The organism is Paenibacillus sp. 1011MAR3C5 (assembly GCF_003591485.1).
Taxonomy (GTDB): Bacteria; Bacillota; Bacilli; order Paenibacillales; family Paenibacillaceae; genus Pristimantibacillus.
The window spans coordinates 80,709-100,470 of record NZ_QZCF01000004.1 but is presented as its reverse complement, the minus strand read 5'-3'; the positions used below and the strand labels follow the sequence as shown (position 1 = coordinate 100,470).

The window sequence follows — 19,762 nt, the reverse complement described above, 5'->3', positions numbered from 1 at the left end:
CTTAATGGGACCTATTTCCGTTCATTGTACCATAGAAAAAGGCCAAGCCCAGAGCAATCGGACTTGGCCCTTCTATTAAATCTCTTCAGCTCGATCATCGGGCGCGCAATCGTCTAGACTTACAAGCTCCAGTACCGGTAGCCTTGCGACTCGAATTCCTCTCTATTGTATATCCCCTTCACATCGCAAAGCAGCTTCTTCTGGCTGTCCCCGAACAGCTTGTCGAAGTCCATAACGTCCATATCGGCGATCATCTGGTGCGGCGTTGCCACAAGCACGGCATTCAGATGATGAAGAGCGGATAGATCGGACAGCTCTACGCCGTATTGCTCATACGCCAGCCGGCTGTCCACAAGCGGATCGACAATAATGGGATAAATCCCGTATTGCTGCAGCTCATCCACAATATCAGACACCTGCGTATGGCGAATGTCGGGGTTATTCACAAGCGTGGCAAATCCGATAATGCCTACTCTCGCAAAACGGATATCCATTCGGAGTCCCGTCAGCTGCTTAATGAATTGCTGGGCAATATATCTGCCCATGCCATCGTTAATATGCCTGCCAGCCCGCAGAAGAGGAAAGGCATAGCCGGCCGCCTCGGCGTGCCGCAGCAGATCGGCATCGGCGGCTTCGCTCTGTACGCCAGACAATCCGGGACGGATGGGAAGCTCCTCCTCATATACGCCAGCCGCCTCCAGGGCCGCGTTCGTATCGATTCCCAGCCGATGGCACAGCATAGACAGCTCGTTCATAAAGGCCAAGTGAAGATCACTTCGAGCTTTCCCGATGGCTTGCGCCAGTTCGGCCGCTTTCATGCTGCCTGCGCGGAATACGCCTCCATCTGCAATGATGCTGTATACGCTAGCCACGATATCCAGCGTCTCGTCATCCATGCCGGAGACAACCTTCTTCGCAGCCCTGCGGGCCGTCTCTGTGTATTCGTCCCCTCTGCCGCTTCCCGGCGAGCATCCCACCTTGAATTCCTCGCCGGACAACAGGCCGGACACTTCCTCCAGCACGGGGATGCAAGCCTCCTCGATCATGCCCGGATAGAGGGTGGTTTCATAGACGACGATTGCTCCGACCTTCAATCGTCTGGCAACGGTCTGGGTGGCTTCGAGGACAGAAGACAGATCAGGAGCAAGGCCGCGTACCGTTGATGTCGGAACCGTTATAATATAGAAATCCGCTTCCTCCAGCCGAGATTCATCCGAGGTGAATTCCGCCTGACTGTCCCGAATAGCCTGAAAACCTACATCGCCTGTTGTATCCATTCCCTGGCGATAGCGCTCAATTCGTTCGGCATTGGCATCATAACCGATGACCGGCACATGCTTCGAGAAGGCCAGCGCCATCGGCAAGCCGGTATGTCCGAGACCGATGATTGCAATCGCGGTTTCCCGATTGACTAATCGCGTAAACATCATCCGCTTCATCCTCATTTCCCCATTCATCCTAGATCTATGTCTTGTCAACCGTCCGCCCCGCGTTATTCAGCCAATCCTCCATCGCGGATGCTTGCATCGGCTTGCTGTAATAGTAGCCCTGCATCACATGGCAGCCTAATTCCCGGAGCAGTGCCATATGCTGCGGGTCCTCGATGCCTTCGGCCACAACCTCAACATTCAGGCTTTCCGCCATGAGTACGATCGCTTGAATCATCGTTTGCTTGACCGGCTTGTCGATATCGCTTGTGAACATACGATCCAGTTTCAGCGAATCGATCGGGATCCGGTCCAGTAAGCCTAGCGCGGAATAGCCGCTTCCGAAGTCATCCATCGCTATTCGGATCCCAAGCTCCCGGATTTCAGTCAATTGCTTCATTATATCGTTCACATCGTGCAGAACGACAGATTCCGTAATCTCCAGCTCCAGCCGGTCCGGCGGCAGCCCCGTCTGTGTCAGCACGGCTCTGATCGTATCTAGCAGACTGTCATTACGGAACAGGCTGAGTGATACATTCACGGCTACCGGCTGGTCAATGCCCTTGTCCATCCATTCCTTGCACTGGGAGCATGCGGCCTCCAGCGTCCATTCCGTTAGCGGCATGATGAGTCCGTTCTCCTCGGCAACCGGGATGAACTCATCCGGATGAACGACGCCCAGCCTGCTGTGGTTCCACCGTATGAATGCTTCAAAGCCGGACAAGCTGTTCGTCTGTACGTTCCACTTCGGCTGATATACCAAAAAAAAATGCTTCTGCTCGAAGGCCCGGCGCAAGTCCTTCTCCAGCTCCAGCCGGCGAATCTGCGCATGACCAATCTGTTCGTTATAGAAGCAATATTGATTCTTCCCAAGCGCCTTCGCCCGGTACATGGCGGTATCAGCAGCCTTTAGCAGCGTAAGACGCTCCTGATCCCGAACGGGACCTACACTGATACCGATACTGCATGTCACATAGAGTTCATTTTGCTCAATGAGGAAAGGCTCTTTCATATGATGAAAGATGTCTTTGGCAAGCTGCTCTGCGCCTTCCTTGTCCCCAGCTTGCAGCACCACGAGAAATTCGTCTCCCCCGATTCTGAATACTTGCTGGCGAGGCCCGTCAATGAAAGCTTTGAGACGGGTACCAACCTCCTTCACGAGCAGGTCGCCGATATGATGGCCTAATGTATCGTTAACAGCCTTGAAGTGGTCCAAGTCCAGAAACAAAACGCCTGCAGGGACATCCGCTTCATAGCTGTCGAAAAAACGCGTCATCGCATGACGGTTAGGCAAATCGGTAATGCTGTCCCGGTAAGCCAGCTTCTCCAATTCCTGCCGAAACGCGGCGTTTGTCCTCTTTTGCAAGATAATGTAGATTAATGCACCTAGTAATAAAAGATAAAGAACAACAATAGTGACCAGTCCTTGTATGTAAATGATGAGTTGGATAGTGCTGGCTCTAGCATATCAAACTGTTCTAAACAATTTCTAAACAAGGCGTTTCCTATGATAAAATGAAAGTATGCCTAATGACCGGAAATAGTCGAAGGTTAGGAGCAGTTGAAAAGGAGATCGGCAATTCATGTCGAAAAGACTGTTATGAACACAAAAAAGCTGATCTTACTCACATTCCTATTCATTATTGCGCTTACCTCCATACGCATGATGTGGTATAGCACAGAGCTCTTCCAGCATCAACCAAAAGCGGAGAAAGGCCAGCTCGACTTGCGCAACTGGCAGCCTTCCTCCAAGCGGGTTATCGCCCTGAACGGCGAATGGGAGTTCTATCCGATGGAGCTCCGGGATTCTGGTCTTTCTGAATCAGCTTCAGCTTCCTTCATTCATGTCCCTGGGAGCTGGGCGAGTTCATTCTCTGCTGACTACAACTCATCCTATCGCTACGGAACCTACCGACTGCGCATATGGCTGCCTGCAGGCGAACCTCAGGCCTATAGCATTCGCACGGGCAACCTGAGGTTCGCTTCGGCCATTTATGCCAATGGAACATTGCTTGAGCAATTCGGCCATCCTTCCGAGTCGGAAGCACAATTCAGAGGCTTGAATCGACCCGCCACCATCGAGCTCCCAGCCGGCGCCGACTCTATCGATTTATGGATCCAGATGTCCAGCCTTATTCCAAAAGGCGGCATTACAACTGCCATGTGGTTCGGGACGGAAGAGGCCGTTCAGCACAAAAGCATCATGTCCCCAGCCATGCAGCTTATCCTATGTGTCGTTATTCTGCTTCATGGTCTGTATGCTATTATTTTATTTTTTCTCGGCCCGTCCCATAAAACGCTCATTTATTTTTCCCTGCTAGTCCTAACGGCAGTTCTCAGCGTACTCGCGGATGATGACAGGCTATTGTTCCACTGGCTCAATTTGCCCTTTGAATGGGAGATCAAGCTTCTCTTTTTCGCTTATATGGGCATTGCAGCTGTCGTGCCTCCGCTGATCAAGCGGCTGTTCCCTTTATACAACGGAGACCGTTCCTTAGTGTGGTTCCATATTTTATCTGCAGTACTCTTTCTGTTCGTTATATTCGGGCCTACCCAGATCGTACTGAGCTACTCCAGATATCTGACTGCCTTATTGCCGCTCTCCTTGCTTGTATCGTTTCGCACGCTCAAGAAGGCCATTAAGCACGATCCGGATACCTTTTTCCTTGTGTTTGCCACATCGGCTATATTCCTTAACGTCGTTTGGGGATCCATTTCCGGCAGGGGATTAGTTTCTCAGCCGATCTATTATCCGGTTGACTTGATTATTGCGTTTCTATGCTTTGCAGGCTTCTGGTTCAAACGCTTCGTCCGCGCCAGCGAGCAAAACCGCCAATTGGCAGCCAGGCTTCAACGCGACGACAAGCGCAAAGACCAATTTCTGGCTAACACCTCCCATGAGCTGCGGAATCCGCTTCACGGCATGATTCATATCGCCCAGTCGATACGGGAAGATCGGGACCACCCTCAAAGCGAGCGCAACGCCAAAAATCTGGAGCTGCTTGTCACGATCGGCAAGCGGATGTCTTACTTGCTGAATGATATGATGGATGCTACTCGTCTTAAGGAGGGTCAAATCGCGCTGCACACCACTCCCCTGGACGTGCACGCAGTGACAGCGGGCGTCCTGGAGATGGTCAGATTCATGACGGAGGGCAAGCCTATCCGTTTCAGAACGGTCTTCCCTGACTCGCTGCCACGTGCCATAGCCGATGAAAACCGGCTGGTTCAGGTGCTGCTCAACCTGCTGCACAACGCTGTAAAACATACCGACGAGGGTGAAATTGTCGTGAGCGCTTCCGCTCGGGATGGGATGGTATGCGTTCGGGTCTCCGATACGGGAATCGGCATTTCAGATGACGACCTGAAGCTCATCTTCCAGCCATACGAGCAAGGGCAAACCAGCCTGGATCGGGCCGCAGGCGGCTTCGGTCTCGGGCTGAGCATATCCAGACAGCTGGTTGAGCTTCACGGCGGCAGCATCGAAGCAAGCTCAATCCCCGGCCAAGGATCGACGTTCAGCTTCACCCTTCCGGCGGCTGGCATGGAGACAGGCCCTGTACACGAATGGCAGAGCCTTCTCTTGCCGGCAGAAGAATATAAGGAGGAACAAGAGACGTACCGGGTCAACGAGGCAGCAGCAGCCCGCTATACGGATAAATCTGACCGACCAGTTGTGCTGGCTGTCGATGACGACCCGCTCAATCTGACGATTATAGAGAACGTGCTGGGCAAGGAGCATTACCGCTTGGTAAAGGCATCCAGCGGATCCGAAGCTCTTCGACTGTTGGAGCAGTACCCTGCTGATCTGGTTATTGCGGACGTCATGATGCCCTATATGTCCGGATATGAGCTAGCCCGTAAAATAAGAGAGCGCTTCTCGATGGTCGAGCTGCCTGTTCTGCTGCTTACCGCAAGGAGCAGCCCGGACGATATCTATACCGGCTTTCATGCGGGAGCCAACGATTATGTGGCCAAGCCGGTGGACAGCCTGGAGCTGAGAAGCCGGGTTCGCGCGTTGACGGATATGAAGCTGACGATGGCGGAACGGCTGCGCCTCGAAGCAGCATGGCTGCAAGCGCAGATCAAGCCGCATTTTCTGTTCAATACGCTGAACTCAATCGCCGCGCTCGGCACCTTCCAACCGGACAAGATGCAGCAATTGCTAGATGTGTTCAGCCGATACCTGCGCATCAGCTACGACTTCCATAATTCTGACCGGCTCGTGCAGCTTGACCGCGAGCTGGAGCTGGTTCGGGCTTATCTGTATATCGAGCAGGAACGGTTCGGTGAGCGGCTGAATGTGGAATGGGATATCAGGGCAGACAGCGGAACAATGGTTCCGCCATTGTCCATCCAGCCGCTTGTGGAGAATGCCGTCAACCACGGCATCCTGAAGAAAGCCAAAGGCGGGACCATCGCCATACAGGCAGAAAAGCATTCTGGCGGAACACGAATCGCAATTCGCGACGATGGCGCGGGCATGAGCCCGACCACGGTCAAGCGGCTACTGGAGGACTCCGCTCCTGCAGGCGGCATCGGACTGCGCAATACAGACCGGCGGCTCAAGCAGTTGTACGGACGAGGCTTAACGATCACGAGCAAGCCAGGCGAAGGAGCCGAGGTCAGCTTCCATATTTCAGAAAACAGGGAATGAACGGATCATCCGCTCATTCCCTGTTTTGTTCCAGCCACTTGTTGTACCACTCCGCAATGTATGGGCTCGGCTGCTCATTCAGCTGCGCTTGCAAGGTATGTTCCAATACGCGGTATTGCCGATGGACCGCCGCATGATTGCGCTGCGCCGCAAAAAGCTTCATCAAGCCGAAATGAGCTTCTTCCGCGACAGGCTGGCGAAGTCCGATTTCCAAATAGCGAAGTATGGCTTGATCCGATTGGCCATTTGACTCATACCATTCAGCAATACGCAGGGACGCCCTGAGCCAAAGCTGGCGCAGCCGCTCTCGCTCCGCCTCCGCCCACCAGTAATCATATTCTTGCAAAAAGTCCCCGCTGTACAATTCCATGGCGGCCGTATACCTGTCAATCGTCTCCGCTTTAAGCGGCTGATCCAGCGAGACGGCGCTCTCCCATTCCTCTACGTCGAACCCCACATCGACAACATCCAGCCGGTAGCCGTCTGTCGCATTCATCAGTTCAAAGTGGCGGCCAAGGCCCGACAGACCCTTACGGACATGATATACCGTCGTATACAATTGCGCATATACCTTCTCCGAATCCTCCGCTTCCGGCCATAGCAGATCGATCAAGGTCGACTTGCGTACGAGTTCCTTGCGGTGAAGGAGCAAATACAGGAACAGCTCCTGGGCCTTAGCCGTTCGCCAATGCATCAGTTCATACGGGTGCGAGCCGCTCCCGATCTCCGCTTGCCGGAACAGCTTCATGCGGATACAGGACTCTTGCCGCCTCTCATCACCGGCGGACTCGCGCCGCTCCTTGAGCCTGTTAATCGTCTTGAGCAGCCGCTCCTTCAACACCGGCTTCACGATGTAGTCCAGCGCGTCAAGCTCGAAGGCCCTGACAGCGTAATCGTTATAGGCTGTAACAAATACAATGCTTAAGTACGGCTTTTTCTCCAGCAGTTGTTCCGCCAGCTCCAAACCGCTGATTTCGGGCAAATGAATATCCAAAAAAACGATGTCCACATCGCTTTGAATGATATGTTCTTTTCCCTTATGAGGATCGGTATGCTTGCCAATGATCTCAAGCTTCGGCAAATCGGCCAGTTGATAAGCCATATAATCTAGCGCAAGCCGCTCGTCATCGATTAGGATTACTCTCATACGCTACCGCCTTACTCTGGATTTGCTCCCATCTATTATAACTGTCTGTTGATTTCTAGTATTTATTTTAAGAAGATTATATCATCTATACTTCCATTTGATTAACTTGGTTCCACATCTCTCTTGAATGATCCTTCCAGACATGATAATTTAATGTTCGACAACTTCCGCAAAATCAATGCAGAAAAGGCGGTGACGATATGAGAGCCCTATTAGTAGACGATGAACGGCTCGCTCTCCAGCGAATGGAGTGGCTCATCAAGCAGCATGCCGGCGGCGAATTGGAGTGGTCAGGCGCTTTTCTTGATCCCTATGATGCACTGGAAGCCGCGCAAGCGGAGCAGCCGGATATCGCATTCCTGGATATTGAGCTTCCCGAGATGAACGGCTTCGAATTAGCGGAACGCCTGCTGCTCATTCGTCCTAAAATCCGCATCGTATTTGTAACAGCCTATCAGGATTACGCCATCAAGGCCTTTGATATTAACGCGCTCGACTATTTGCTGAAGCCGGTAGCTGCCGATCGGCTGTCAATTACCATGCAACGGGCACGGGAGGCGATGGTCCTATCCACGCAAGAGGTTGCTGTCCAAGAATCGATGACGCTATGCTGCTTTCCCTCTCTCTATTTCAGGGACGGATATGGACAAGCGCGCTCCTTCACCTGGAAGACGCTGAAGGCGGAGGAATTGTTCGCTTACCTGATTCACCGGCGCGGACTCACGGTCAACAAGCAGGAGTTGCTCGACTTGCTATGGCCGGATTACGATGCCAAGAAAGCTACAGCCCAGCTTCATACCGCAATCTATCAAATACGCAAGGTGATTGAATCGGCCAAACTGGATTTGGGGATCATCTACAAAGACGGGGGGTACCGACTGACAATGGGCTCGCTTGCGGTAGATATCGACCTCTGGGAATCCCATGTCCGCGAGCTACCACCACTATCGGCCGATACGCTGGAGCTTCACCTCCGTCTATACACGGAACAAAGCGCCGACTATTTGGCCGATCACCGCTACAGTTGGGCCGAATGGGAACGAGACCGCATTCGGCTCGTATGGCTGAGGCAAGCCAAGCCAATCGCGGTATGGTATTACCGCAACGGCCAATATGGCGATGCCGCCACGATCTACCAGCACATGCTGGATCGGGCTCCCGATATGGAAGACGGCTACTTCGGCCTAATGAAAACCAACGCAGCGCTCAACTATTCCAGCGAAGTCATGAAGCTGTATCATACCGTCGCAAGCAGGCTTCGAGAGGCGTTCAACGTTGCGCCTAGCCGGGAGCTGACGGAATGGTACGACGATTGGAAGCGGCATGCCATGACCGGCGATTGACCGCAGCTTGCTGCCAACCTTATAGACGTAACCGCCATGCTGATCCTTTCGCTCCTTGCCCCGGCCTTAACAGGCCCGGGGCTTTTTTTAGCTATCGGCTACATTCAGAAAATATTTAGTGGCATACGGTATATTGGTTGATGTTCTGACAACCTTCGACTCCCATCGTCAGACCATCCAGAAATGAGTGTCGAACAATAGAATCTTTTGGAGGTGCATCATACAGGCATGAGGTTAAGAAGCAAGGCATTAAAGTGTGTGGCCGCAGCAATCCTGCTGTTCCAGGTCATACTACCTACTTCCTTCGCCGACAACGAACCGATCGTTGTGGACCCCGTAGAGGAAACCGCAGAGACGGTGGATCCGGCAGAGGAAGCAACCCCTGGAGAGGAGGTTCCTGAAGAAGGCGCTGAAACGATAGCAGCGGCGCCAACCGCCAGCGTTATTACGGACAACCTGATTACCGCGATCGAGATGAAGGACGAGGATGGAAACCGGATCCAGGACATCAGACCGGATCAGGGCTCGCGGGTGGAGCTCCAATTTCTCTGGACGCTGCCAGCCGATCACGGCTACGGTGCTGGATCAACCTATACCTTCCAACTGCCGGACAAATTCAGAGCCGACCGGCTGCTGGAAGGAGAGCTGGATGGCGAAATCGGTACGTACGTAATCACGCCGGACGGCCAGGTGACGTTTACGTTCAATCAGGAGATTGAAGACAACCTGGAGCTTAACGGCGACTTCCACGTATGGAGGCAATTCGACGCCGGCAAGTTCTCGGGCGGAACGAAGCAGGATATCGTCTATGACTTTGCGGGCATCACGATCCCTGTCCATTTCAAGAGCAGCGGCGGCAAAGAGCTCGACAAGACGGGTACAGCCAATAAAGGCATGAACCCGAGCCGAATCGACTGGACCGTAGAGTTCAACAAAGGCGAGAAGTCGATTCAGAACGCGATCTTCAAGGATAAGCTTCCGGCCGGACTTGCGCTGGATACAAGCTCGGTGAAGGTCTACCTGCTTGAAGTTCAGCTTAACGGATCTACCAGCAAGGGAGAGCAGCTTGCTGATCCAGCCGACTATCAGCTCAGGCAAGTTGCAGACGGCTTCGAGTTGGAATTGGGCGATATTGAAGACGCTTATCGCGTCGAATATGCGACCAATATCACAGGAACCGTCGATGCCACCTATCGCAACGAAGCGACAGTGAGAGGCACGAACCTGTCCACGCCGCAGACCGGCAATGACAGCATACAAGCCCGCTACAGCAAGCCTATCGAGAAGCTGGCGAATTACGACCGGTTTACACAGTCGGTCAAGTGGACGATCCGATACAACTACAATGAACAATCCATTGAGCCGGCAGATGCCTGGGTCAAGGATACGTTCGATACGGCCAAACATGCGCTGGATACGGGATCGTTCACTGTGTATAAGATGACCATCGCCGATAACGGCAGCGCGTCTCGTACAGGCGCTGCGCTTGAATACGGCACCGACTATACGGTAGCCCCGGATAGCGACGGATTCACCTTGAACTTTACGAAAAAGATTGATTCGGCCTATGAAATCAGCTACACGACCAAATCAATCAACCGGATCTACGATGATAAGCAATCGATGACTAATGAGGTTGAGATGATCGGCAGCAAAACGGCTTCTGAATCTGTGTCGTTCAGACAGGTGATCTTCTCCAAAGGCTCTGGAGCTGTCAACTACAAGAATAAAACGATCGAATGGCAGCTCACGCTGAACGAAGATTTGAAGACGATGGATGCTGTAGTTATCAAGGACCAGTTCACCAACCAAGGGATGACGTTCCTCCCAAGCAGCATAGCCATCAGCGGATTGACGAAAGAAACGGATTATACCGTCACTCCGGATGCATCAAATGAAAGCATCGTTATTGATTTTAAGAAGACGATAACGGGCAAGCATGTCATTACGTACAAGACGGCGTTCGATCCGACGTTCTATACACCGGCCCAAATCAAGAGCGCCAGATACCAAAACAATGCTTCGCTCGAGTGGGAGGAGTCCGGCGTCAAGCAAACCGCTATTGCAAAGAGCGCCAGCGTCAACCCGGACAACTATACGAAAAACAACGGCAGCAAGACGGGCGAATATGATGCCCGTACGAAGGAGATTACATGGACGATCGATATGAACTACAACCTTCATTCGATCAGCCAGCCGGTTGTCCGAGACTTCTACACAGGGGAGCAGACACTGGATGTAGGCTCCATTACCGTGCAGCAACTTACCTTGAATGGCGGGAACAATAGTGTAACACCGGGCAGCGCTTTGACAGCTGGAACGGATTATACGGTTACGCCTCAGAAGTCTGACGGCAAGGACGGATTCGAGCTGACATTCGCTCAGCCAATCGACTCCGCTTACCGCATTACGTACAAGACAAGCCTGATGAACCATCCGGTCACGTCCCAATACGTCAATGAAGCGGTTGTGTTCGATGCAGCTGTACCTTCTGTGATGTTATTCAGCCAGTCGGATACAGTCAATCCTCTGCACGGCGATGAATACGTCATGAAGCTTGGCAGCCAAGGCACAGGCGCGGATCAGGATTTCGCCTTCTGGACAATCTGGATTGACCGCAGCCAATCCCATATGGAAGCCGGATCGGTATTGAAGGATACACTGTCGTCGAATCAGGTGCTAGTCACCGATTCCTTCAAGCTGTATACGACGATCGCCGACAAGCAAGGCAACCTGACAAAGGGTGCTCCTGTTCCTGAGGCGGCATATGAGCTTCAAGTAGCAGGCAACACGTTCAGCTTGACCTTTAAGCAATCGTTCGATGCTGCATACGTGCTGGAGTATAAGTCCTTCATTAACGCAGGCGATGGAGAAACGATCGGCAATGACGCTTCCTTCGCCGGACAATCATCCGGATCGATCAACGAAAAGGAATCCAGCTCGTTCCAAGCCAGCTTCTCCGGAGCAGGCGGCGGCGCTTCCGGTTCTAAGGGCAGCTTCAAAATCGTGAAGGTCGATGCAGCCGATTCCATCACTCCGCTTGCCGGAGCAAAGTTCGGACTGTATGATGCCAGCGGAACCAATCTTCTGAAGGAATTGGTGACGGACAGCAAGGGTATTGCCCTATTTGAGAACTACAAATATAGAGATTATGTGTTGAAAGAACTGGCCGCCCCATCGGGGTACCTGATTTCAACCGAGTATAAAGACGGACAGAAAGTGACGCTGGATACCGCGGTCAAGGAAGTTAAGGTCGCCAACCAGAAGGGCATCTGGGATCTGGAATTGCTAAAGGTAGACCGAGACAATCCATCCAAGACACTCAGCAATGCGACATTCGCCCTTCAATTCTTGAATGGCGCAACGTTCGAGGATGTGGACGGCATGGATGAGCTGAGAACGAATAGTCAAGGCATCATCTCCTTGACCGACTTGCCTCTTGGCGACTATCAATTGATCGAGACGAAGGCGCCGCGCGGGTACAAGCTGGACAAGACGCCGGTTCCATTCACGATTTTTGCGGAACAGGCAGCCGCTGTGAAGGTAACGGCAACGAATGAGGCCAACCGTGGCGATGTCGTGCTGACCAAGGTAGACGCGTATGACAACGCACCGCTCGCGGGCGCGATATTCGATCTGGTGGCAGCAGACGACACACCGGTGAAATCAGGGCTCGTCACCGATGCCGACGGCAAGATTGAAGTAGAGGATTTGCCAGCAGGCACCTACCGCTTCATTGAAACTGCGGCGCCAGCAGGCTATTATCTTCTGAATGACCCGCTTGAATTCGAGCTTGTGGACGAGGATTTGCTTGAATTCACAATCGCAAACAATGCGTACAGAGGCGACCTGAAAGTCGTGAAGGTTGACTCAGACGACTCCACCAAGCTGCTCGAGGGAGCGCAATTCGGATTATACGATGCCAGCGGAACCACTCTCTTGAAGGAGTTGGTAACCGGCAAGGATGGCACAGCCGTATTCAAGAACTACAAATATGGGGACTACGTACTGAAGGAGCTCGTTGCACCATCGGGGTACCTGATTCCAACCGAGTATATGGACGGACAGATCGTGACGCTGGGTGCTGCGGCGAAGGAAATTAAAATCGCCAACCAGAAGGGCGTCTGGGATCTGGAATTGCTTAAGGTAGACCGAGACAATCCATCCAAGACACTCAGCAACGCGACATTCGCCCTTCAATTCAAGAATGGCGCAACATTCGAGAATGTCGACGGCATGGGCGAGCTGACAACCAACAGCCAAGGCAAAATCTATCTCGCTGACTTGCCGCCTGGCGATTACCAATTGATCGAGACCAAGGCACCTAGGGGCTATCAGTTGGACAAGACGCCGATTCCATTCACGATCCATGCTTATCAAGCAACCGCTACGCAAGTAACGGCAACGAATGAAATCAACCGCGGCGACGTTGTGCTGACGAAGATCGACGAACTTGACAAGGTTTCGCTACCGGGCGCCACATTCGATCTGGAAACAGCAGCCGGAGCAAAGGTGGAAACAGCATTGATCACCGATGCGGAAGGGAAGATCAAAGTAACCAATCTCCCTGCAGGATCCTACCGCTTCGTTGAGACCGCTGCGCCAGCAGGCTATCATCTTCAGACTAAACCGTTTGAATTCGAGCTTGTGGACGAAGAGCTGCTTGAATTCACATTCGCAAACGCTGCGTTCAGAGGCGACCTGAAAGTCGTGAAGGTTGACTCAGACGACTCCAGCAAATTGCTGGATGGAGCAAAATTCGGTTTATATGATGCCAGCGGAACCACTCTCCTGGAGGAACTGACAACCGGCATCGATGGTATAGCCACATTCGAGAACTACAAATATGGCGATTACATGCTGAAAGAGCTCGTCGCACCATCGGGGTATCTGATTCCAACCGAGTATATGGATGGACAGAAAGTAACGCTGGGTGCCGGAGTGAAGGAGATTAAAATCGCCAACCAGAAGGGCGTCTGGGATCTGGAATTGCTTAAGGTAGACAAGGACAATCCATCCAAGACACTCAGCAACGCGACATTCGCCCTTCAATTCAAGAATGGCGCAACATTCGAGAATGTCGACGGCATGGGCGAGCTGATCACAGACAGCAAAGGCAAGATCTATCTCGCTGACTTGCCGCCTGGCGATTACCAATTGATTGAGACCAAGGCACCTAGGGGCTACCAGTTGGACAAGACGCCGATTCCATTCACGATCCATGCTTATCAAGCATCCGCTACGCAAGTAACGGCAACGAATGAAATCAACCGCGGCGACGTTGTTCTGACGAAGATCGACGTATATGACAAAGCTCTGCTACCGGGCGCCACATTCGATCTGGAAACAGCAGCCGGAGCAAAGGTAGAAACAGGGTTAATCACCGATGCGAAAGGGAAGATCAAAGTAACCAATCTCCCTGCAGGATCCTACCGCTTCGTTGAGACCGCTGCGCCAGCAGGCTATCATCTTCAGACTAAACCGTTTGAATTCGAGCTTGTGGACGAAGAGCTGCTTGAATTCACATTCGCAAACGCTGCGTTCAGAGGCGACCTGAAAGTCGTGAAGGTTGACTCAGACGACTCCAGCAAATTGCTGGATGGAGCAAAATTCGGTTTATATGATGCCAGCGGAACCACTCTCCTGGAGGAACTGACAACCGGCATCGATGGTATAGCCACATTCGAGAACTACAAATATGGCGATTACATGCTGAAAGAGCTCGTCGCACCATCGGGGTATCTGATTCCAACCGAGTATATGGATGGACAGAAAGTAACGCTGGGTGCCGGAGTGAAGGAGATTAAAATCGCCAACCAGAAAGGCGTCTGGGATCTGGAATTGCTTAAGGTAGACAAGGAAAATCCATCCAAGACACTTAGCAACGCGACATTCGCCCTTCAATTCAAGAATGGCGCAACATTCGAGAATGTCGACGGCATGGGCGAGCTGACAACCGACAGCAAAGGCAAGATCTATCTCGCTGGCTTGCCGCATGGCGATTACCAGTTGATCGAGACGAAGGCGCCGCGCGGGTACAAGCTGGACAAAACGCCGATTCCATTCACGATCTATGCTTACCAGGCAACTGCTACGCAAGTAACGGCAACGAATGAAATCAACCGCGGCGACGTTGTGCTGACCAAAGTAGACAGACATCATAACACGCCGCTTCCAGGCGCGACATTCGACCTGGTGACAGCAGCAGGCGCACCGGTGAAGACAGGGTTAATCACCGATGCCGACGGTAAGATCAAGGTGGAGAATTTGGCAGCAGGCGTCTACCGCTTCATCGAGACAGCTGCACCAGCAGGCTATGACCTGAGAATTGATTCGCTAGAGTTCGAGCTGGTGGATGAGCAGCTATTGGAATTCAAATTCGCCAACTCTAAGACCAATGGCTCGGTCAAAGTAGTCGCGATCGCAGGCTGCAGACCGGATCGTCCGTTGAAGGATGCGGAGTTCGTTGTACTTGACGAGAACAAGCAACCGATTAAGGACAACAACGGCAAGGAAATCATCGCTATCACCGGCGATGACGGAACGGTCAGAGTGACCGAGCTGCTTCCAGGCAACTACTTTATCAAGCAAATTAAAGCGCCGCGCGGCTACGCTTTGATCGAAGATATACTTTCGTTCGAAGTTGTTGGCGGCGAGGAAGCAGAAGTGACAGCCTGTTACAATTATCTGTCGGTCAACATTCCTGACGAAGAATCGCCATCCGGCGGCGAGCCTGGAGACACTGATGAGCCTGGCTCCGGTGAACCGGGTAACTCCGGTGAAACAGGAAACTCTGGCGAAGAAGGCAACGGCTCTACGCCTGGGCCGGGACCTACAGATAATCCTGACCAGCCTGACGGCGATCCGACCGGCGAAACAGAGCCAGGCCATCAAGGCGAGTCGGACAATGGCAACGGACAAGTCGGCAATGAAGACGACGGCAATTCCGCAGGCGGCGGCAATGGTCAAGTTGCAGGCGAAAATGACGGAAACGAAGGCGTAAAAGGCGTTGAAGTCCTCCCGAAAACAGGCGAAGACAGCACGCTGCCATTCACGCTATCCGGCATGGCGCTTATTCTGCTTGGCGCTGCATTGCTGCTGTACCGCAAGAAACGCAACGTAAGCCAGTCCTAATTCAATAAAAGGATCAAGTAAAGACCTTGCAGCAAGTCTCCGGTTCTCCGGGACGCATATGCAAGGTCTTTTCCTTTTAACGCTGCAGTTTGTTTCTTGCGGCGGCGCATTACTTCAGCGTAATGTTCTTCTTCCACGTCAGCTCCTGCCCCTTTTCATTGGTGAAGGTGAAGATCACTTCTCCCTCCTCGCCTTTCATAGAATCCGGATAGATAAAGCCGGAAAATTGTCCGTTTCCGCTAATATAGAAGCCGTCTTCGCCATTTCCGCCATGCTCGGCTGCTTCCGCTACCGTATTTTTAATATGGCTCTTGTCCGATTTCCACTCCATCGCCTTCAGTTGAAAGCCTTCCGGCGCTTTGTTGATTGCAAAGTCAAACATATTCCCTTCAACCGGCTTGTCGGTCTGGTCAATGACAATCAAAATTTCCTGATCCGGCTGCGATGTAACGCCTCCAGACGCAGGACTCGAAGGGCTTGCGCCTTGGTTGTTCGTTGCGGCTCCGCAAGCGCTCAACGCCAGTGTCATCGCAGCTAGTGCAGCGACTAAATAAACAGCTGTTTTTTTATTCATGATTGTTCCCTCTGCTTTCTAATAATGTGAAATAAAATGCGACACCGCGGGATGTATTCCTTACGCCATACTCGCTTCCGTGCAGCTCCAAAATATGTTTCACAATGGCCAGTCCAAGACCCGTCCCGCCAGACCTGCGGTCCCGAGACCGCTCCACCCGGTAGAAGTGCTCCCAAATTCGGTCCAGATCTTCTTCGGCGATAGGCAATCCGGCATTCTCGATCGTTATGCGAAGCCGGCCGTCAAGCCGCCGCTCCACCATGATGTCAATCACGCTATTCGCCGTGGCATGGCGAACCGCATTACTTAATAAATTCAATACAACTTGCTCCAGCTTGGCCGTATCAGCTTGTACAAGCTGTTCACCCTGACCCTCAAGGTTCAGCTTATATGTCAGCCCCTTGCTCTCCATCTGGTGAGAGAAGGAATCAAGCGCATCCTTAATGATATCCCGAAGAGAGCAGCTTCTAACATTCAAGCGAACGGCCTTTAGCTCAAATTTGGACAATTCGAGCATGTCTCCTATGAGCGTATTCATGCGATCGGCTTCGCTTGCGATAAGGGCAAGGTAACGCTCGCGTTTTTCCTCCGCTATGCCGTCTTGCAGCCCTTCGGCAAAACCTTTCACATTGCTGAGCGGTGTCTTCAACTCATGGGATATATTCGCGATCAGCTCTTTGCGGAGCTGCTCGGTCCGCTCCTTCTCCTGCATATCCTTATACAGCTTGGCATTGGCAGCGGTCAGCTCCTTGAGAGCGGCATCCAGATTGGTGGACATCGCAATCATATCGCGCGACAGCTCCCCGAATTCATCCTTCGACCGGATATCAGGCTGCCCAGAGAAATCCAATCTTGCCAGCCTCTTCGCCGAACGGCTGAGCTGAATGAGCGGGCGTGAAACCATGCGGGAATAAACCAGCGACAGCAGGAGCACAAGCAGAATGATAATCGGCGCCACAAAGGCGGAATATTGCTTCAGAATGCCGACTGCTTCCCCGACCGGCTGTAGCGAGGTCATAACCATGACATAGCGTTCCCCTTGACTGCCCGGCAAGCTGTGCACTAGTATGACGTAGCGGATTCCGCTCCACTTATCCACCCATTCCGTCTTGAGTTTCCCCTTCGGTCTCAAGCCTGACAGGTACGATTCATTCATCCCGCTCCACTCTCTCAGCACATCATCGATCAAGGCATCCTGATAATAGGGATTGTACGATCGCTGCTCAGGCAACAGAAATTCGGCAATGGTCCCGCTGACTCTCACCAACCCCGTTTCGGGGGAGGCACCCTCCGGCAGAATGGTATAAGGCTGCATCACTGTATCCTGCTCATCCATGAAGATCCCATCAATGGTCAACCGATCTCCGGCCTGCAAACCCTGCGGAATACTCTCGCGAGTCATACCTCCCCTTGGAATGACAATGGTCATGATTTGCCCGTTATCGGTATGCATCTCCAGGAAATACGGATTCAGATTTAATCGCTCCAGCCGGCCGTTCAGAATCGAAAAGCTCGCATCCTGCTCGTTCATGAAGACGCCAAGCAATCTGGCCAATTCTTTGCCATTAGGCTGCTCCGTCGTGTACCGGTCCGCAAATTGCCCGATGCTTTGCTCCAGCTTGTGTATTTTGGTAAGCCGGTAATAACGCTCGAAAAACAGTCCTTCCGCCACCATGACGACCAAGAAGACGAATAAGACCAATAATGAAGTGACGACAAACAGCTTAAACGCGACGCTGCAGTTTCTCATCCTTCTGTCCCAAACTTATAGCCCGACCGGACAACTGTGCCAATATAGCGGCTTTCCTTGCCTAGCTTGGCTCTCAGCTTCTTGACATGGGTATCCACAGTTCGCAGGTCTCCCAAGTAGTCGTAGCCCCAGACCGCATTCAGAATATAATCACGGGATAGCACTTTTCCTGCATGCTTCATCAGAAATAGCAGCAGCTCATATTCCTTCGGAGCCAGGTTCACAAGCTCTCCCTCTACGGTTACCGTTTGTGACTTTCTGTTCACGGCTATCCCTCCGAAGATCAGCGTGTCGCCGTCTCGGCCGACCGTTCCCTCCGTCCGCTTCATCAATGCGGTGGCGCGTGCCACCAAGACGCGCGGGCTTAGCGGCTTCATGACGTATTCATCAGCGCCCAGCTCGAAGCCAAGCAATTGATCATCATCATCCGTTCTTGCCGTCATAATCATAATCGGCACATCGGACTGCTCGCGGATTCGCCTGCATACGCTCCAGCCGTCCATCTCTGGCATCATAATATCGAGTACAACCAGATCAACCCGGCTCGTCTCGAACAGCTCCATGGCTACCTTGCCGTTCTCCGCCTCCAGCACGTCCCACTGTTCTCTTTTGAAATAATCGGTCATAAATTCACGCATGAGCGCATCGTCTTCAACCAGCAATATCGTTCGATTCATGCCAAGACTCCATATCTAACCTTTTTCTATTTGTTTATCCTCATTGTTGCCTTATTGAAACCCTGATATAAACCTTACCTTGCTTCGGCATCCGGTGCTACGCCATGATCCTGCACCTCCGTTTCCCTAAGACGTACTATAACGAAGTTCTGTGTACAACGTGTGTCTTAGGCCGGCAAATAAAAAAGACTCTCGGATGAGAGTATAGTAGCAACGGCGGCTAGCAGCCGCCTGTTTATGAAAGGTTGAAGACCTCATATACATTTCACTCAACCGTAAATGGATAACTCCGGCGTGTAGTCCGTGAACCGGTACAGCTGTGCCGGACGCTGGGAATATTGGTTGGACATAAGCGGTTGTCCCTCCGCATCCCGGACCTCCTCAATAATCCCCTTTCGGCTTTGAGTCGACGTAATCTTGCGAATGAAGTTGCGTTCCTGAAACGATGGCATGACGGTCTGTATGACCTGATACAGCTCGCTCATCGTGAAGCGCTCCGGAAGAAATTCCTTGGCAATGGTTGTCGTCATCATATGCAGCCGAATCTTGTCCAGCGCATCCGCGAGGATGGCGCGGTGATCAAAGGCAAGATCCATCACCAGAGCTTCTTCTACCGGAATCAACCGGACATCCGCCGCCTCGTCTGACGTTCTTCTGCTTGCGACATACGCCTCCTGCACCAGCGCAAAAAACGCGTGGGAGATCATCCAGCCGCGGGGGTCTCGTCCCGGTGAGCTGTATACGTTGAAGTATTCCAGATGAACGCCGGATACGCCTGTCTCCTCCATAAGCTCCCGCTCAGCGCATTGCACCACCGTCTCCGTCTCCTTCGTGAAGCCGCCCGGCAATGCCCACTGGCCTTCGAACGGCCATTTCTTCCGCTTGATCAGCATCACTTCCAGCGCGCGAATCGGCAGGGACTTCTTGGCCCCTGCCTTCTCGGTCGACGTAATGGTAAAGACGACAATATCAGTCGGCGCTCCATCCGGTGTGCGGTATTCTTTGGTCGAATACGGAATAGTATGTTTGTTCATCATTCAGTCTCCTGCTATA

At 52.4% G+C, this 19,762-nt stretch carries 10 protein-coding genes; 3 read left to right on the top strand and 7 right to left on the bottom strand.

Translation table 11 applies throughout. The annotated features are described in order from the left end of the window. Positions 1-119: 119 nt before the first annotated feature. Both D3P07_RS14185 and D3P07_RS14180 read right to left on the bottom strand, forming a co-directional pair. Positions 120-1,445, bottom strand: coding sequence for a nucleotide sugar dehydrogenase (locus D3P07_RS14185; RefSeq protein ID WP_182914328.1), 1,326 nt, complete (start codon positions 1,443-1,445; stop codon positions 120-122). 19 nt (positions 1,446-1,464) lie between these two features. Beyond that, a complete protein-coding gene (locus D3P07_RS14180) occupies positions 1,465-2,757 on the bottom strand; it encodes a putative bifunctional diguanylate cyclase/phosphodiesterase (RefSeq protein WP_259391504.1) in 1,293 nt (430 codons plus the stop codon). Between the two features lie 270 nt (positions 2,758-3,027). On the opposite strand from D3P07_RS14180, the gene D3P07_RS14175 reads away from it, so the two are divergent. Further along, positions 3,028-6,084: an ATP-binding protein gene (locus tag D3P07_RS14175; protein ID WP_119800895.1), complete on the top strand. Its 3,057-nt coding sequence runs from the start codon at positions 3,028-3,030 to the stop codon at positions 6,082-6,084. Between the two features lie 13 nt (positions 6,085-6,097). On the opposite strand, the gene D3P07_RS14170 is transcribed toward D3P07_RS14175, so the two are convergent. Beyond that, positions 6,098-7,231: a response regulator gene (locus D3P07_RS14170; RefSeq protein WP_119800894.1), complete on the bottom strand. Its 1,134-nt coding sequence runs from the start codon at positions 7,229-7,231 to the stop codon at positions 6,098-6,100. Positions 7,232-7,431: 200 nt separating this feature from the next. Here D3P07_RS14170 and D3P07_RS14165 point away from each other — a divergent pair, with 200 nt between their 5' ends. Both D3P07_RS14165 and D3P07_RS14160 read left to right on the top strand, forming a co-directional pair. Further along, positions 7,432-8,574 (top strand): response regulator, encoded by a 1,143-nt coding sequence (locus D3P07_RS14165; RefSeq protein WP_119800893.1) that lies wholly within the window; start codon positions 7,432-7,434, stop codon positions 8,572-8,574. Between the two features lie 228 nt (positions 8,575-8,802). Next, complete coding sequence (locus tag D3P07_RS14160) at positions 8,803-15,708, top strand: SpaA isopeptide-forming pilin-related protein (RefSeq protein WP_119800892.1); 6,906 nt, start codon at positions 8,803-8,805, stop codon at positions 15,706-15,708. Between the two features lie 109 nt (positions 15,709-15,817). On the opposite strand, the gene D3P07_RS14155 is transcribed toward D3P07_RS14160, so the two are convergent. From D3P07_RS14155 to D3P07_RS14140, 4 genes are all read right to left on the bottom strand, one after another. Next, positions 15,818-16,282 (bottom strand): hypothetical protein, encoded by a 465-nt coding sequence (locus D3P07_RS14155; protein WP_119800891.1) that lies wholly within the window; start codon positions 16,280-16,282, stop codon positions 15,818-15,820. Next, entirely contained in the window at positions 16,275-18,032 is a 1,758-nt protein-coding gene (locus D3P07_RS14150; protein ID WP_119800890.1) for a sensor histidine kinase, read from the bottom strand. Before D3P07_RS14150 ends, D3P07_RS14155 begins: the two co-directional genes overlap by 8 nt. Beyond that, a complete protein-coding gene (locus tag D3P07_RS14145; protein ID WP_119800889.1) occupies positions 18,029-18,709 on the bottom strand; it encodes a response regulator transcription factor in 681 nt (226 codons plus the stop codon). The genes D3P07_RS14150 and D3P07_RS14145 overlap by 4 nt, the downstream gene beginning before the upstream one ends. Positions 18,710-18,978: 269 nt before the next feature. Next, complete coding sequence (locus D3P07_RS14140; protein ID WP_119800888.1) at positions 18,979-19,746, bottom strand: NUDIX domain-containing protein; 768 nt, start codon at positions 19,744-19,746, stop codon at positions 18,979-18,981. Positions 19,747-19,762 lie beyond the last annotated feature (16 nt).

Coding starts and splice junctions, on each gene's coding strand:
- D3P07_RS14145 (WP_119800889.1), bottom strand. CDS start 18,709: ATGAATCGAACGATATTGCTGGTTGAAGACGATGCGCTCATGCGTGAA.
- D3P07_RS14170 (WP_119800894.1), bottom strand. CDS start 7,231: ATGAGAGTAATCCTAATCGATGACGAGCGGCTTGCGCTAGATTATATG.
- D3P07_RS14165 (WP_119800893.1), top strand. CDS start 7,432: ATGAGAGCCCTATTAGTAGACGATGAACGGCTCGCTCTCCAGCGAATG.
- D3P07_RS14140 (WP_119800888.1), bottom strand. CDS start 19,746: ATGATGAACAAACATACTATTCCGTATTCGACCAAAGAATACCGCACA.
- D3P07_RS14150 (WP_119800890.1), bottom strand. CDS start 18,032: ATGAGAAACTGCAGCGTCGCGTTTAAGCTGTTTGTCGTCACTTCATTA.
- D3P07_RS14185 (WP_182914328.1), bottom strand. CDS start 1,445: ATGAGGATGAAGCGGATGATGTTTACGCGATTAGTCAATCGGGAAACC.
- D3P07_RS14160 (WP_119800892.1), top strand. CDS start 8,803: ATGAGGTTAAGAAGCAAGGCATTAAAGTGTGTGGCCGCAGCAATCCTG.
- D3P07_RS14175 (WP_119800895.1), top strand. CDS start 3,028: ATGAACACAAAAAAGCTGATCTTACTCACATTCCTATTCATTATTGCG.
- D3P07_RS14155 (WP_119800891.1), bottom strand. CDS start 16,282: ATGAATAAAAAAACAGCTGTTTATTTAGTCGCTGCACTAGCTGCGATG.